Origin of the sequence: Streptomyces sp. NPDC047042 (genome assembly GCF_040644035.1) — a bacterium.
In the GTDB taxonomy this organism is placed as follows: Bacteria; Actinomycetota; Actinomycetes; order Streptomycetales; family Streptomycetaceae; genus Streptomyces.
Genome location: NZ_JBEYVP010000012.1, coordinates 161312 through 174403, shown reverse-complemented (window position 1 = coordinate 174403; position 13092 = coordinate 161312). Strand labels below are relative to the sequence as shown.

Sequence of the window (13092 nt, the reverse complement as noted above, 5' to 3'; positions counted from 1 at the left end):
ATGAGAGTTGACAAGGTCTCTGACCTGCGCACTCTCAGTTCGACAGGCATCGTACTAGCGCGATTTTGGGACATTGGAAATGAGAGTGGCGCTGACCTGCGCTTATCGAGAGGCCCAGTCGAGGGTCACACCTAGAACGGTTTCAGTTCGGCCAGCCAGTGGTGCAGGTACGGGAGGATCTGTTCGTGCATACCTTCCTGTTCGCAGCGAAGTCCTCCGTGCTCGATCATGGCGGTCACGAGGTCCTTGAAGGGGCTCGGGACGGTTTCGGCATGTTTCTTTGCCTCGTTCAGCCACTTCTCGAGCTGTGACGGTTCCTCCACGAGTTTGCGCCCGCGGCGGTACAGCTCCGCGTCCATCGCGATCGGGAGAATGCTGCGACCGCTTTTCGCGGAAAGGTCGAGGATGATGTCGATGCCCGGCGGGTCGAGATCCCCCCAAGCCGCGATCGGCATCGACTCGGGTACGCGGATACCCAGGAAGTGCGCCAGTGCTCCGGAGGCGAATCCCTCGGTCCAGATGCAGAGCCAGTTCCTGGGGACGCTGGTGCGCGAGGTGACCGCTTCGAAGGTCTCCTGGTTCTCGATGAGGAGGATGCCATGAGCCTGGAGGTCGAACCGGCCATCTCTCGTGACCGTCCAGCCGGGGAGTTCGATGAAGGGTTCAGCGAGAGAGAGGTCCGCCACGAGGCCTTGTCGGTGCCATTCGGCCGGGCCGGTCATCCTCAGGCCCGTGTCGCTGGTGTGGACGGCCTCGGTGAACGGGAGGCCGACCAGTTTGGAGAAGGCGGCCTTGGAGGCTTCGGTCCACGTCTTGGTTCCGCCCAGTGCCCGCGCTGCCAGTTCACGTTCGCTGCATTTCCAGTCTCGGCTCGCGGTGCGGAACCACTCGGCTGCTGCCCGCAACGCGGCGCAGTACGTGTCCCAGTGAGGAGTGCCGGCGCGTGAGCCTTTGGGGGGCACACGTCTGTTGTCGTTCGGCAGGGAAGCAAGCAGTCCATGTTCTGTGGCCAGTTCCGAGACGTCGGCGATGGCGGTCAGAGTCTCGGCGCGTTCCCTCATCAGGCGTTCCCGTTTGATGATTGCCCGGTACCGGGTCTGGCCGCGTTTCGTGCGGATCGGCCCGCCGGCACCGATGATCAGCATCCGGAGCGGCAAGGTGTGCCGGCTGCTGCGCAGCACTCTGTCTGCGCGTGCAAGCTGGACGTCGGTCGCACTGACGGCGTCGCCGAACAGGTCTATGAGATCGGCGCGTTCACGGTCTGTCATCTGTAGGCGCAGGCGGCGATTCAGCTTGCCACCGTTGGCGATGTGCTGGCGCACGCGGGCGCAGAACAGGGCCCCGCCCGGGCTGACCGCCCACTCCATGAGATCGGGGTGGAGGGCGACGTGAGTTCCCATGTCAGTCGAGGTCCATGTCATCCAGCAGCCCACCGGTCCGGCGGTAGGTGGTGGCGTCCTCGTCCGTGTCCTCGAACTCCTCCTCCATTTCGGGTTCGTCGTCCAGGTCTTCGTCCTCGTCGGTCTCGTCGTCGGCTTGATCGTCGTCGAGCCGGTCGTCAGCGTCGAAGTCGAGGCCGCTGCCACCGAGCAGCGCCGGATCGAGCATGGGGTGCCGCTGGGCCCCGTCCCAGAGGATGGGGGTGGTGAGGACTCCCTCCGTCTGCGGGTCGCGGAACAGCTGGTAGGTCGCCACACCAGGGACCTCCTCGTAGAAACCCCATTCGTCGTGGCTCGCCATGACGAAGTCGAGGTCGAGTTCGACGAGCAGTCCCATGCACTCGCCCCGCATCTCGGCGTCGATGCCGGCGAACGCCTCGTCCAGATACACCGGGCGCGGAGCGGTCCGCGCAGCTCCGGCGTAGTGGGCCGCGGCAGCGGCGAAAAGCGGGAGCTGCAGCATGACGGCCTTTTCGCCGCCGGATCCTTTGCCGTGCATGCCGGCGTCGATGTCTGTCCATCTCTGTTGCGGGCCGGTCTTGTACTGGACGCGGATCCGGCTCCAGGTCCGGTAGTCGAGGGCGATGCGCAGGTGACTTTTCCAGTCCACGCCGCCTTCCGCCTCCCTGGCCACGGCAATCTGTCGGCTGAGGAAAGCGATCAAGTGCTCGCGGGCCTCGTCGGGCAGGAATCGGTTGGCCTGCTGGTCCAGCGTCGCCAGTGCCTCCCGAGTCTCCTCACCCTTGTCGGGGTCCGGCTCCCAGACCAAGCGCATGACGTGCCCCGAGGCTGTGCGGCGCAATCCGAGAAGCCTGTTCATCTCTTCGATGAGCGCCTTGGCCCGCGCACGGCGGCGGCGCAAATGGTCGCCCACCTGTCCGAGCAGGACTTCCGTGAACAGATCGTGTTCACTCGCGTCAAGCAAACGGTTCCGTTCGTGGACCTCCCTCTGCACGATGGCGAGCCCTTGCGCGACAGTGAGGTGCTGACCGTTGTGGAACAGACGAACAGAGACGAGCCGGTCCTCGTTGCCGGCTCGTACCTTCCAGTCCGGGCCCGCCAACACGGTCTCGAGGTCTTGGCGGGCGCTGTCCACTTCGTCCCGTGCTTGGTCGAGGGCGCGCGGATCCGAGGGATCGTCGACGAGCTGCGGGATCAAGGACCGTGCGGCAGCGACAGCGTCGAAGGCGTCCCCGCATGGTCCCTCTGCGGGGACCAGCGCGAGGAATCCGAGCCGATCGAGCTCCCGGTACCCTCTGACCTGCTCGTCCAAGGCCTGCTTTCGCTGCTCGACGACCTCGTGGACCTGCGCGCACGCCGATTGAGCGAGGGTGTCCTGCCTGTTTGCAGCTTCCAGCGCTGCCAGGCTCTCGCTCTCCATGGCGAGGTTTTTCGCGAAGTCGGTCTGGGCAAGGGCGAGTTTCTTCAATACGTCGTCGACGTCCGACCCAACGACACTGCGCCGCACATCGTGTTGTTGGCGCTTCGTCTTGGCGTCGCGCTCGGCGTTGTCCAGGTCCATCCCGACCAAATTCTGATGGTCGCGACAAGTGGTCAGCAGTGCGTCGGCGCTGGTGCACTGCTCTGTCCGGGCCTGCCAGGCGCCCAGTCGGCGGAAGAGGAGGCCGAGACTGGTCCCGTATTCGGTGAGTGCCTGTTGTTCTGCGGTGAGAGCTTCCAGCCGGGTGTCGGTCGAACGTTGTCTGGCGTAGCGCTCAAGCTCCGCGCGGGCCGCCTTCCAAACGGTCTCCCTCTCGTCCAGCGTGGCCTTGTCGAGGCGGCTTTGTGCGTCGTGAGCTTCATATACGTGTCTGGCCGCAGACAGCGCCATCTGGCAGTCCCCCAGCGGCCGGTCGAAGTCAGCGATCTCGGCGCACTCGGCCAGCAGGTCTTCCTGCCGCTCCATGAGGCGCTGCTGCCGCTTGTTGCTCTGTACGATCCGGCCGTCCAGTTCGGCGAGCTGATCGTCCAGCGCCTGCAGGCGACGGCGGCGCTCGGCTTGGCGGGCGGCGGCGCCGATAAAAGCGGCCCGTCTCGCCGTCGTACGGCCGTGGACCGGGCCGATCCGCCACGAGCCGTCGGTCGACACCCAATCGCCCGGCGGTTGCTCCGAGTTCGTGGGGGCGAGCGTGATAGCGGCGAGAATACGCGTGGTCACCTGTGGCGGGACTGTCTCGTGGTCGACTGCGTGCAGAACGTCTGCGAGGGACCGGCCAGGGGCCGCCTTCCGGTCGGCGGGCAGGAGACTGTCGAGAGTACTGCCGTCCAGCAGGCCTCCCGCAGGGGTGACCCACGCATCCAGTACCCCCGAACCAAGCAGGGCGGCCTCCAGGCCCGCCCGAGCCCGGTCGTCGATGTCCGGGGCGAACTCGAGCAGCCGCCACAACGGAGCACCGTCGCCGGCTTCGTTGCGATCCCGCCTCTCGTGTGTCGGGGCCGTCGGAAGGGGATCCTTCTCCTTGGCGACGCGCAACCGCAGGGCGGCGGTCCGGTCCCTTTCCTCTTGCAGGACACGCAGTTCGGTGACCAGATCGGATGCCTGCTGAGCGAGCAAGCCCTCTCGGGGACGGGCGAGACGGGCGACCTCCTGGGAGAGGGTGGTGCCGCCCGGAAGTCCGAAGGTCGGCGTCAGCGACTGGAGCTCACCCAGTTCGCCGTCGCTCAGCCGCAACTCCTTGCACCGCTCGCTCCAGTCGACGAGCTTGACTCGCAACTCGGCTATCCGGTCTGCGAGTTGCCTTTCGCCTTCGTCCACGGTGCGCTTGGCCGTTCCGCGCAGAGCCAAGGTCTTCTGGAAGGCTTCCTCTGCTTGATCGCGTGCGGCCTTGGCGTTGTGCGTGGCCTGGGCCAGGACGACGGCGCGCCGGAGAACGTTCGCGCGGGCCTCTACGTGCCCCAAGAGCGTGAGCTCCGTCTGAGCGGGGTCCTCGCGGACAACTGCGGCGAGCTCGATATGGGTATCCCCGATGCGGGTCCTGGCCGCCCATGCCAGGGCCTGCTCCTCGGCCTCCAGCAGCACGGCGGCGGCCGCCTCGAGAAGCCGGGACTGCTTGGCGGCTGCGTCGTCCGCAGAAGTCGTGGCGGACGCTGCCGTCTTCAGACGCTGTCGGAGGTCAGGGAGCTTTGCTTCCGCTTCCTCGGCCTGCTCCAACAGCCGTCTGAGGAGTTCATGTTGATCCATCAGCGGGTCGGTACGAAGTTCTTCGACGGCAATCCGGAAGGTCTCGCGCTCGTCGAGGAAACGCCGCCGCTGCTCCTGCCTCTCCTTCAGTGTTTTCCCAGTCCGGTCGACCTCCTCAGTAGCGCTCTTACTGCCCTCTTGCGCCTTGGTGAGTTGGGAATCTGCCTCGGCCAACCGCTCCGCGATGCTTCTGGTCCACTGGCGCGCGTAGCGGGAGTACACCGACAGGAAGGTGGACATGCCCAGTTGATGCCGCTCTTGCTGTTCGAGGTCGTCGCGGTCACGGGCCAACTGATCGAAGCGGACGGCCAGGTCGTCCAGCAACGTCGTACTGACCGGCGGCAGTCCGTTGCTCAGCATCCGGCTGAGCTGCTCGCCGTTGAAGTTCTCGCTCAACTTCGGTTTGCGCAGGACCAGCAGGAGTTCCACCAGGGCGGCCAGTTTTCCGACACCGACGCCGAACAGGCGCTCCGCGACAGCCGTCCGGTACGCGCGCCGGTCCTCGAAGACGTCGCAGGCGTCGAGCCGTACTGCCAGTTGCTTACGTAGGTGGGGCTGTCTCTGCTCGTTCAGCAGGCTGAAGTCCTGGCCGACGCGCTTGGCGGTGACGAAGAACCAGGGCTTGTGGACCCCTCCCTTGACGGACGTGCTGCCTCTCATTCCCATGCCGATGGTGACGAACTCGTAGCTGCCGTCCTCGGTGACCCGCCCGTACTCGCACCAGCTGTACCCGACGCGATGGCCGCGTCCTCGGTGCAACAGGTTGTCCCGCATCGGGCGTGCGGTCGAGCCGAACGGGTCCAGGCGCCGCGCGCTGAGCCGCGCGTCCAGCAGCAGCGGGCTGGTGACCTCCATCACCTTGGTCTTCCCGGCCCCGTTCCGCCCGCGCAGGATCAGTCCATTGCGGTAGGAGACGAACTCCTGCTCCTCGTACTCCCACATGCCGATGAGACCCAGGCGTAACTGTTGGAACCGCTCCCGTTCCGGCAGGGGCAGCTCCCCGTCGAGGATGCGCTGCAGCGCGGGCGTCGGTGTTCGGTCAGTCGGCGATGCCATCGGGGCGGCCTTCCGGAGTTGAGGTACGAACGGCCTGCGTCTTGCTCCGGCGGGGCGGCGTGTCGAGATCCTGGCCGAAGAGCAGCAATGCCTCCCCGGTGACACGGGCCCCGCGGCCGGAAGGGTCGCGGTAGCGGGCGAGGGCGGGACGGACGAGTACACCGTCTTCATGAGGATCGACGAGTCCGAACTGCATCAGCACGGGCACGGAGTACCTCAGCACGACGGCGCCGTCCACGGGCTTGCGCTCGATGTTCGGCACGACGCGGCGGATCTGTTCCGCGACCAGGTCCACCAGCTCGAGGAGACGGTCGTGCCCGACCACGAAGCTGCCGGTCTGCCCCGGGATGGCCTCTCCGGCCAGCAGGTCGGCCAGGGCCAGCGCCGCCACTGAGACGGCGCTGGCCGCAGGGAACTCGGTATCGGAGAAGCGGAAGTCGACGATCGCGAGGCCCTCGGCCCGCACCTCCACCCGGGTGTCGAGCCCGAGGACGAGTTCCGCCGCCAACTCCTCCCGGTGAACGGACAGATACTCCCGTTGGTCCGATGGCAGGTCTTCCACGTAGACGACCGGGTCGTCGACCAGACGACGCATGAGTGCCTGCCGAAGCTCGGAATCGGTCCTGGCCCCGAGCCCGGGTTCGTCTTCGGCGACACGCAGCAGCGCGTCCGGGCTTTCGGCCTAACTGGGTGGGACCGGGCAGACCACGGCCGAGGCGGCCAAGCGGTGGTCTACGTCGTAGAGGGCGTTGCCCTGACCCGCGACGTAGGCCTGTTCGGAGTCGGCCGTGACGCCCGCCTCCCGGGGAGACCGCAGAACGCCGCCCTCGGCGAGGAGCCGGAGCGCCGCGACCAGATCGCGGCGCTCCCGCGTCGAGGTGGCGTCGAACCTGCGCAGACTGCGGTGCGCGGTTGTGAGTGCGGTCACACGGTCAGCGAGCTCGCTGATCACGGTCTGCCCACCGCAGTCGACCAGAACCGCCAACAGCAGGCAGTACAGTGCGCACTGCCTCGGGGTGGGGACGGTCGGATCGGGATAGCGCCCGGGACTCTCGGGGATCTTGAGCAGCCGTATCAGATCGCGCTCGACCACCAGCGGCCATCCCAACTGCCGGTCGAACCAAGCGCGCAGTTCCTTCTCGTGCCGACGAGCCTGATCGACCAGCCGCCTGTGTCGGCCCTCGCGCCGAAGCACGGGGGTGTGCAGCAGGGCGCGAACAACCTCACGGCGTTCGTGCCCCTCCTGCCCTGTCCACGCGTTCACCGGCGCCCACGCTCCTCCACCAGCAGCGTCAACTCGAAGTCCTGAGTGCTCAACACCCCGCCCCGCAGCTCCACCGCGGCGGCAGCCCCTTCAGCCGCAGGCCCCAGCGTGATCAGCAGACGGCCGTCGGGGGTACGCGCACGTCGAATGCCCCTGCTTCGCCTGCGCGTGGACAGAACGAGCCCGAGACAGGTCAGGAAGACCTCCGCCTCAGCGGAGTCCAACTGACCGAGCTCCGACAGCCGCACCGGGCCTCTGTCTGCCAGTGACCGCTCCGCGGCCTCCGTAGCCGCATGTTCCTGCTTCTGCCGGGCAGCCAGCAGGCTCTTGGCACGCCGCGGGTCACGGACCCGCGGCGGAGTTCCCGTGTGAGCCCGAGGGCCACGCGAGCGCAACTCTGCCGACACCGGAGCCGGCTCACTCTGCCACCAGCCGACCTCGGGGCCCGTGTCGCAGTCGTCCTCGAACGCACCGGGATGGCCCAGATGTCGGGATGAGTAGGAGCCGAAAGCCGTACGCCACAAGGCAGTGGTATCGCGCCCGCCGCCGGTCCTGTCGAAGCCGTCGAACCAGCCGGCCAAGGCCACCAGATCGGCCGTCCTGCTCGCCCGCCGGAACCGCTGGTCGTTGATGTGCCCGACAGTCATGACGATGAAGGCGATTGCATCGGAGGCCCGGTCAAGCAGCAACTCGGCGACCGGAGGACGGTTGCTGGCAGCCACGAACCAGCGGCGCAGCCCCTCCCACTGTTGTTGCATCCGCTGCGCGTCACGCAGGACGACCTCCTCGTGGCTGACACCCAGGACGGGCGCGGCCTCGAGCGCCGCCATCTCGGTGAGCCGGGCCAAAAGCCCCGCCCGCTCCAACTGAATGATCAGCTTCGCAATCGGAGCAGCGCTCTGGTGCAGGACGACCGTGAAGGACTGCAGATACCCCACCACGACGTTCTTGTAGGCGATGAACGCCTCGGTGTCCCGAATCTCCTCGGAAGCCAACGAGCCGCCCAGGCCTTGGACGAAGAGCTTCGCGTCCTCCGACAACCGCACGAATCCCTCGGTCGTGCGTCGGAAAGCGCCGAGGGCGCTGCTGAGGTCGCAGTCCTCCTCGCGAATGGCCCGCAACAGTGCCGCAAGGGACGCCAGAACCTCCGGAAGCATCGAGGCCTGCAGCGAGCCGGCATCGGACATGTCCTCGTCGATCCGGGTCATCTCGCGATGGACCCGGGCGCCGGCCGAGGTCAGCTGGTACAGATGGTCTCGCTGAAGGTACTCCTCGGGCGTGGTGGTGTAACGGGTGTTGTGAATCCGGTCCACGTTCTGCCAGCCGTACAGGTCTTCGAGCAGGCCATCTACCGCCGGTAGGGCCGCCAGCAGTTCCGGCTCGCCCGCAAGCTTGTCCTGGACCCGCTGCCTGATCTGCTCCGTGCTGAGGTGGACGCCGAGTCGGGCTTCCTCGTCCAGCAATACATCCAGGACCAAGCGGTAAAACAGCGTCTTCTCGTGGTTGAGGTAGGCCACGATCTTCATACGCCCGCCGAATGCGGCCACGTGCGCTACTCCTGCCCCCTGATCACAGACGCATCGAGCCCCCCAATGCCACCAGGTGCCGCTTGCGCTGCAGAACTCCCGTTTACGGAGGGTACAGCGGATTGGTTCTCTGGCGTCCGTGTTTGTGTCAGTGAAGCGGCCGGCCGGTCAATAGTGTCGGCTCTCGAAGAGTACGGGAGCTTCTGGAAATCGATGCCGTGCGGCACCACGAGGACGGGACTGGTAACTCATGTTCGTAGCGCGTCAATATGGGTGATGATGCTTCGGTGAGCTTCGACTTCAGCAACTACGAACTCCGCTGGCCCACAGAGCTGTTCGTCACCGAAGGGGAGCGGATTCTTCGGGTGACGGGCTCCTCGTGGGAGGAGCAGGCAAAGTGGCTTCTGACGGAGGCCCTCGCGGGCGGCGCGGCCTTGGACTTCGAGGAGACCCCCGCCCACAGAGATCCGGCGGACGATCCGTGGGCCACTACGACCGGCCGCTGGCGCAGCGTGCCGTGTGTAGAGGATCGGTGTGACTGGTTCGAGGAGCTCGTCAAGCGAGCGTCCGAGCTCCGGTACGGGGTCGTACCCCGGCCGTATTGGCCGCTGCGGCACGGCAGCGGCGTATCTCCCGGCAGCCGGACAGTGCAAGACGCCCAGCAGGAATTCGCCCGACTCATCGGGGACTTCGCCGAGAACGGATACCTGGTTGAGTCGTTCGGCCAGTACTGCGTTGACGACCACGCTGACCTGCCCGATGCCTCAGAGGTGATCGAGGGCCGGCTCGGAACTCCCGGCCTGTGGCCCCTGGCCCCTCAGACATGGGACGTTGACACCTTCTATGGCCTCACGGAGGTGTTCCACTATCTGGCCAGCCGCCCTCGGCGGCGACACCCTCACAGTTTTGACAACTGTGGCTGGCACTACTCGGAGTTCGACAATCGCCCCGCTCGCATCCTGTACCGGTGGAGAGCGAATCGGCTGCTGCGTGAAGCCGGCATCGAGTACGAGCTGGCCGCAGAGGGAGAGGACCTCGGCCGCCTCGTCGCCGTCACCGACGATGCCCGCTCCGAACTCGTGCACCGAGCGCTTCATGACAGCCCGCCCGACATCACCGCCGGCGTGCACCACGCCATCGCACTCTTCCGAGGACGCGGAACGTCAGCCGAGAGCAAGAGGTCGGCGATCTTCAACCTCGCCCGCGTCCTGGAGGAGCGCCGCGCTCTGATCAAGGAACACCTCGGAAAGGACGAGGGCGCTCTGTTCGAGATCGCCAATCGTTTCGACCTGCGTCACCGCCGGGCCGACCAGCGCGGCGACTACGACGAAGCCTTCCTCGACTGGATCTTCTGGTGGTACCTGGCCACGGTGGAGTTGACCAACGAGCTCACGGCGTCCCGGGGCCTTCCCGCCGAGACCTGAGTCTGTCCTACCGTCCTGGCGCGGGCCCACGCCTGCGGAATGAGCAGGTAGCCGAGTTCGGCCTCCCCGCCCGCCGGACGGATGTGTCCCGGACTTCCTCACTCTGGTTTCAGGTCGCCGTTGGCGGGGTTGCGTCCAGGGCGTTCAGTTGGCGTCCTCGATGGCAGAGCGCGGACGCAACCCTTTCGGACCCAGCCTCCATGACACCTCTCCTATGTCCAGTCCCGTGTCCAGTACCGCTTGCCAGGTCATGAGAACCTCCGCGGCTACCAACTGCTCCAGTAGCGGGGGAAGAGCGGCGGTAGGCACTCCGCACTCTCGCGCCACATGGTCCATCTCCGCCACGCCGTGATCACTTCCGAGTGCAGTGCGGACGACGAAGGACAGGGCGGCAAGTCGTAGCAGCGGGGTAGAGGTACGAGCGGAGCAGGCGCCGCGCAATGCCCAGTCGGCGGCGCGGAGCCGGTCGGGCCGTGCCGGGTGCTGGGTGAGCAGACCCGCGTCGAGTACCTGAACTGCCATCACACGAGGGGCGGATGGGCAGGTACGCGTACGCAACAGTCCTGTTTTGTCGAGCTCGCGCCATACGTCCGCAGCCGATTCGAGGCGAAGACTGCGCAGCACGCCGTAGGGCAGCCTGACTTGAGCCGAGTCGTTCATGCGTAGTGCGCCCTGAAGGGCGAGCATGCGGGCACCGGCTCCCGTCTCCCCGGGCAGGGCCGTGGAGAGATAGTTCAGCATCTCGCGCACCCGAATCTGGCTGTCTGGCCCTCTTGGGGATCGTCTGCGTCGAGCGCGCGGTTGTCCGGATGGTGGAGCCGTGGCGGCCAGGATTGATTCGGGGACGACGGCGGCCTGGGAGGTGGCCGCCGCGCACGCGGCGCAGGCGTCGGAGAGGCGCCACCGGCGTCCGCCTCGTTCCCGGACGAGAAGGAGCCGGATCGGGCCGTCGCACCCACGGTGGCGGGAATGCTGGCGACAACCCCGCTCGTGGCACTGACAGGTCCGCAGGTGCGCCGCAAGCGGATCCTGACTGGCGTGCGCGGCCAGGTGGGCCAAGAGCTCGGCTCGAGCGGCGGAGCCGACAAGCGGCCGCCCGCTGTGGGTGCACTGCTGGCATACGAGTACCGGTCCGCCGGGCTGCGGGCGCAGTTCGACCGTCCAGGTGCGCCGGACTCCCGGGCGTACGGAGCAGAGCCTCATGGCGCGTGTCTTCCTCCCGTCGTTCGCTGCGCCGGCGCTCTGCCGGACTGGACTCGGGCGCACACGCTAGTGCAGAGCTCTGCCCGTCGACCTCGCCCCTGACAGGCCGAAATGAGGCAGCGGCATGCACTGGCAGGGCAGGTGTCTGCATCTTCCGAGGGGTGGGTGACGATCTTCCCGTCCGACTCGGACTTCGAGGCCCTCCGTCTGGAGACTGCCCGGCTGCGCGCGGTGCGGGATGGACCTACGACGAGCTCCCGGCCCGAAGTGGCCTGGCCAGGAGGACGCTCATCGAGATCGAGCAAGGCCGTGCGATCGGCACCGTCCAGTCATTACACGCCCTCGCCCACGCGCTCGGCACTTTGCTCGACGAGCTCTTCGGTGCTCTGTGCCCGGGCGTGAACCCCCGCGACCGATGAGTGACTGACGAGCCGTCCGGGTCTGGCGGGTGTTCAGTCGATCGGGCAGCTCGGTGCGAACACCTGGGCGCAAAGCCGAACGCTTGTCGCCTTGGTGGGGCTGTTCGGTGGACATTCGCAGCCTAGACGTCTCTCTACGGCGTGTGAGCTGGCACCTTCGCGCACATGCGCCCTTCACCTGTACCCCGACGCTGGGACGGCAGCCCGGTCCTGGCCCACCCGCGACGCTCGCTGTGTGTCGATCCCGACAGCCCCAGCAGACTTCTGCGCTGTGCTCAGCGCGACCGCTGCCGTGAATGCGGCAATCAGGTCGAGTGGTATCAGCGAGTCCGGGACCGTCCCGTCCGCCTGCATCCTCAGGAGTTGCCGACGGCCGCAGTGCCCGCCGACCACCACTGGCACGTCAGCTCCGGCCTCGCGTATCCCTCAGGAGACGGCAGCGCATGGTGCCGACTGACGCACGCCAGCGTCTGCCCGGCCCGTGACATCGACACCGCCGCTGTCCCCGAACTGACGGGACTCCGCCGGACGTTGGCCGTGAATACGCGTCGCATGGTGGACGCCGGACGGTTCACCCCAGCGGCAGCACCGACGGGTCCTGCGGCCCGACAGCCGGAGGGCCCTTGCCGGCCCGCCAGACCCGTCGTCCAAATCCTGTACGTCCGCTACCTCGCCGCGCGCCCTCTGGATGAGATCCAGTGCGTGGCCCAGACACGGCGCCGCGTCCGTTGCACCGCCGGGATGCTCGCCTCCGACGGCCCAGCGGGCGTCTGGAAACTGGTTCCCGCAACGGCCACCCAGGGGCAACTGGCTCTGCCTGCCGAGATGATGGCCCTGTACGACCTGAGCTCCCTGCCGTACGCCGAACAGCTCCGCTGGCGAACACAGCGCTGCCCCCAGCACGCGGCCACCCCAACAGCCGCAGATCTGGCACTGACGGACTGGGAACCCTTCGACCCGCTCGTCCACCACACGTACGTACACCGACGTCTCCCCACCCACAGCCGCCGACCGCAGCCGGGCGGCGGGGCGCAGAAGGCGGTCCGGTGATGAGAAGACGGCACGCCGTAGAAATCATCCTGACCAGGCCGGTCACCCGAGCAGAGCTGCACAGAGCCTGCCGCCGAGTGCCGCTCGCCGCGAACGCGGACCGCACCCGCCTGATGGCCGTGCGCGGGGCAAAGTCATCACGACACGCGCTGCGGTCCCTCCGCCACGAACTCGACCGGCTCCTGCCCATCGACGTCCTGACGACCCACTACCCCGACGCATCAGGTCAGGTCCTTCTCAACGTCGCCTTCACCCGCACCATGCACTCCACGATCTGCCAGGCCGCGACAGCTCGGGGACGGAAGCCCGCGGACTTCCTCGCCCAGGCCGTCGTAGGAGCACTTGAAGGGGCCGAGCAAGCTCGCACCCGCCACTTGACCAGACAGCTCCAGGACCTTCTCGTCGATCACACGCCTGAAGCCCTACTCGCGTGTGCGGCACGCGTCCTGCTCGACCGCCGGCGCCAACCAACGGGTTCCTCGCCCGAAGCGGACGACCTGAGGCGAAGCACCGTACACACGACCCCTTGA

7 protein-coding genes and 2 pseudogenes are annotated in these 13092 nt (G+C 67.1%); 4 read left to right on the top strand and 5 right to left on the bottom strand.

Annotated features, from left to right (window positions below; all coding sequences use genetic code 11):
• Positions 1-131: 131 nt before the first annotated feature.
• From ABZ855_RS16405 to ABZ855_RS16390, 4 genes and pseudogenes are all read right to left on the bottom strand, one after another.
• Positions 132-1400 (bottom strand): Wadjet anti-phage system protein JetD domain-containing protein, encoded by a 1269-nt coding sequence (locus ABZ855_RS16405; RefSeq protein WP_360807215.1) that lies wholly within the window; start codon positions 1398-1400, stop codon positions 132-134.
• A 1-nt stretch (position 1401) separates the two neighbouring features.
• On the bottom strand, positions 1402-5676 hold the full coding sequence (locus tag ABZ855_RS16400) for a TIGR02680 family protein (protein ID WP_360807213.1): 4275 nt from the start codon (positions 5674-5676) through the stop codon (positions 1402-1404).
• Positions 5660-6940: pseudogene (locus tag ABZ855_RS16395) on the bottom strand (TIGR02678 family protein). The gene ABZ855_RS16400 and the pseudogene ABZ855_RS16395 overlap by 17 nt, the downstream one beginning before the upstream one ends.
• Positions 6937-8487: a TIGR02677 family protein gene (locus ABZ855_RS16390; protein WP_360807211.1), complete on the bottom strand. Its 1551-nt coding sequence runs from the start codon at positions 8485-8487 to the stop codon at positions 6937-6939. The pseudogene ABZ855_RS16395 and the gene ABZ855_RS16390 overlap by 4 nt, the downstream one beginning before the upstream one ends.
• Positions 8488-8735: 248 nt before the next feature.
• Between ABZ855_RS16390 and ABZ855_RS16385 the strand changes: the two genes are divergently transcribed.
• The gene (locus ABZ855_RS16385; RefSeq protein WP_360807209.1) at positions 8736-9890 is read left to right on the top strand and encodes a hypothetical protein; all 1155 of its coding nucleotides are present in this window, start codon (positions 8736-8738) and stop codon (positions 9888-9890) included.
• Between the two features lie 144 nt (positions 9891-10034).
• Here the strand turns inward: ABZ855_RS16385 and ABZ855_RS16380 are convergent, their stop codons facing one another.
• Positions 10035-10640: a hypothetical protein gene (locus tag ABZ855_RS16380; RefSeq protein WP_360807207.1), complete on the bottom strand. Its 606-nt coding sequence runs from the start codon at positions 10638-10640 to the stop codon at positions 10035-10037.
• A 618-nt stretch (positions 10641-11258) separates the two neighbouring features.
• Between ABZ855_RS16380 and ABZ855_RS16375 the strand changes: the two are divergent.
• The 3 genes and pseudogenes from ABZ855_RS16375 to ABZ855_RS16365 all read left to right on the top strand — a co-directional run bounded on the left by ABZ855_RS16375 (position 11259) and on the right by ABZ855_RS16365 (position 13092).
• Positions 11259-11512, top strand: a pseudogene (locus ABZ855_RS16375) (helix-turn-helix transcriptional regulator).
• 165 nt (positions 11513-11677) lie between these two features.
• Complete coding sequence (locus tag ABZ855_RS16370; protein ID WP_360807205.1) at positions 11678-12562, top strand: DUF6083 domain-containing protein; 885 nt, start codon at positions 11678-11680, stop codon at positions 12560-12562.
• Positions 12562-13092: a hypothetical protein gene (locus ABZ855_RS16365; RefSeq protein WP_360807203.1), complete on the top strand. Its 531-nt coding sequence runs from the start codon at positions 12562-12564 to the stop codon at positions 13090-13092. Before ABZ855_RS16370 ends, ABZ855_RS16365 begins: the two co-directional genes overlap by 1 nt.

Excerpts from the sequence above, each read along its gene's own strand:
- ABZ855_RS16405 (WP_360807215.1), bottom strand. The coding sequence starts at position 1,400 with ATGGGAACTCACGTCGCCCTCCACCCCGATCTCATGGAGTGGGCGGTC.
- ABZ855_RS16365 (WP_360807203.1), top strand. The coding sequence starts at position 12,562 with ATGAGAAGACGGCACGCCGTAGAAATCATCCTGACCAGGCCGGTCACC.
- ABZ855_RS16385 (WP_360807209.1), top strand. The coding sequence starts at position 8,736 with ATGGGTGATGATGCTTCGGTGAGCTTCGACTTCAGCAACTACGAACTC.
- ABZ855_RS16370 (WP_360807205.1), top strand. The coding sequence starts at position 11,678 with ATGCGCCCTTCACCTGTACCCCGACGCTGGGACGGCAGCCCGGTCCTG.
- ABZ855_RS16400 (WP_360807213.1), bottom strand. The coding sequence starts at position 5,676 with ATGGCATCGCCGACTGACCGAACACCGACGCCCGCGCTGCAGCGCATC.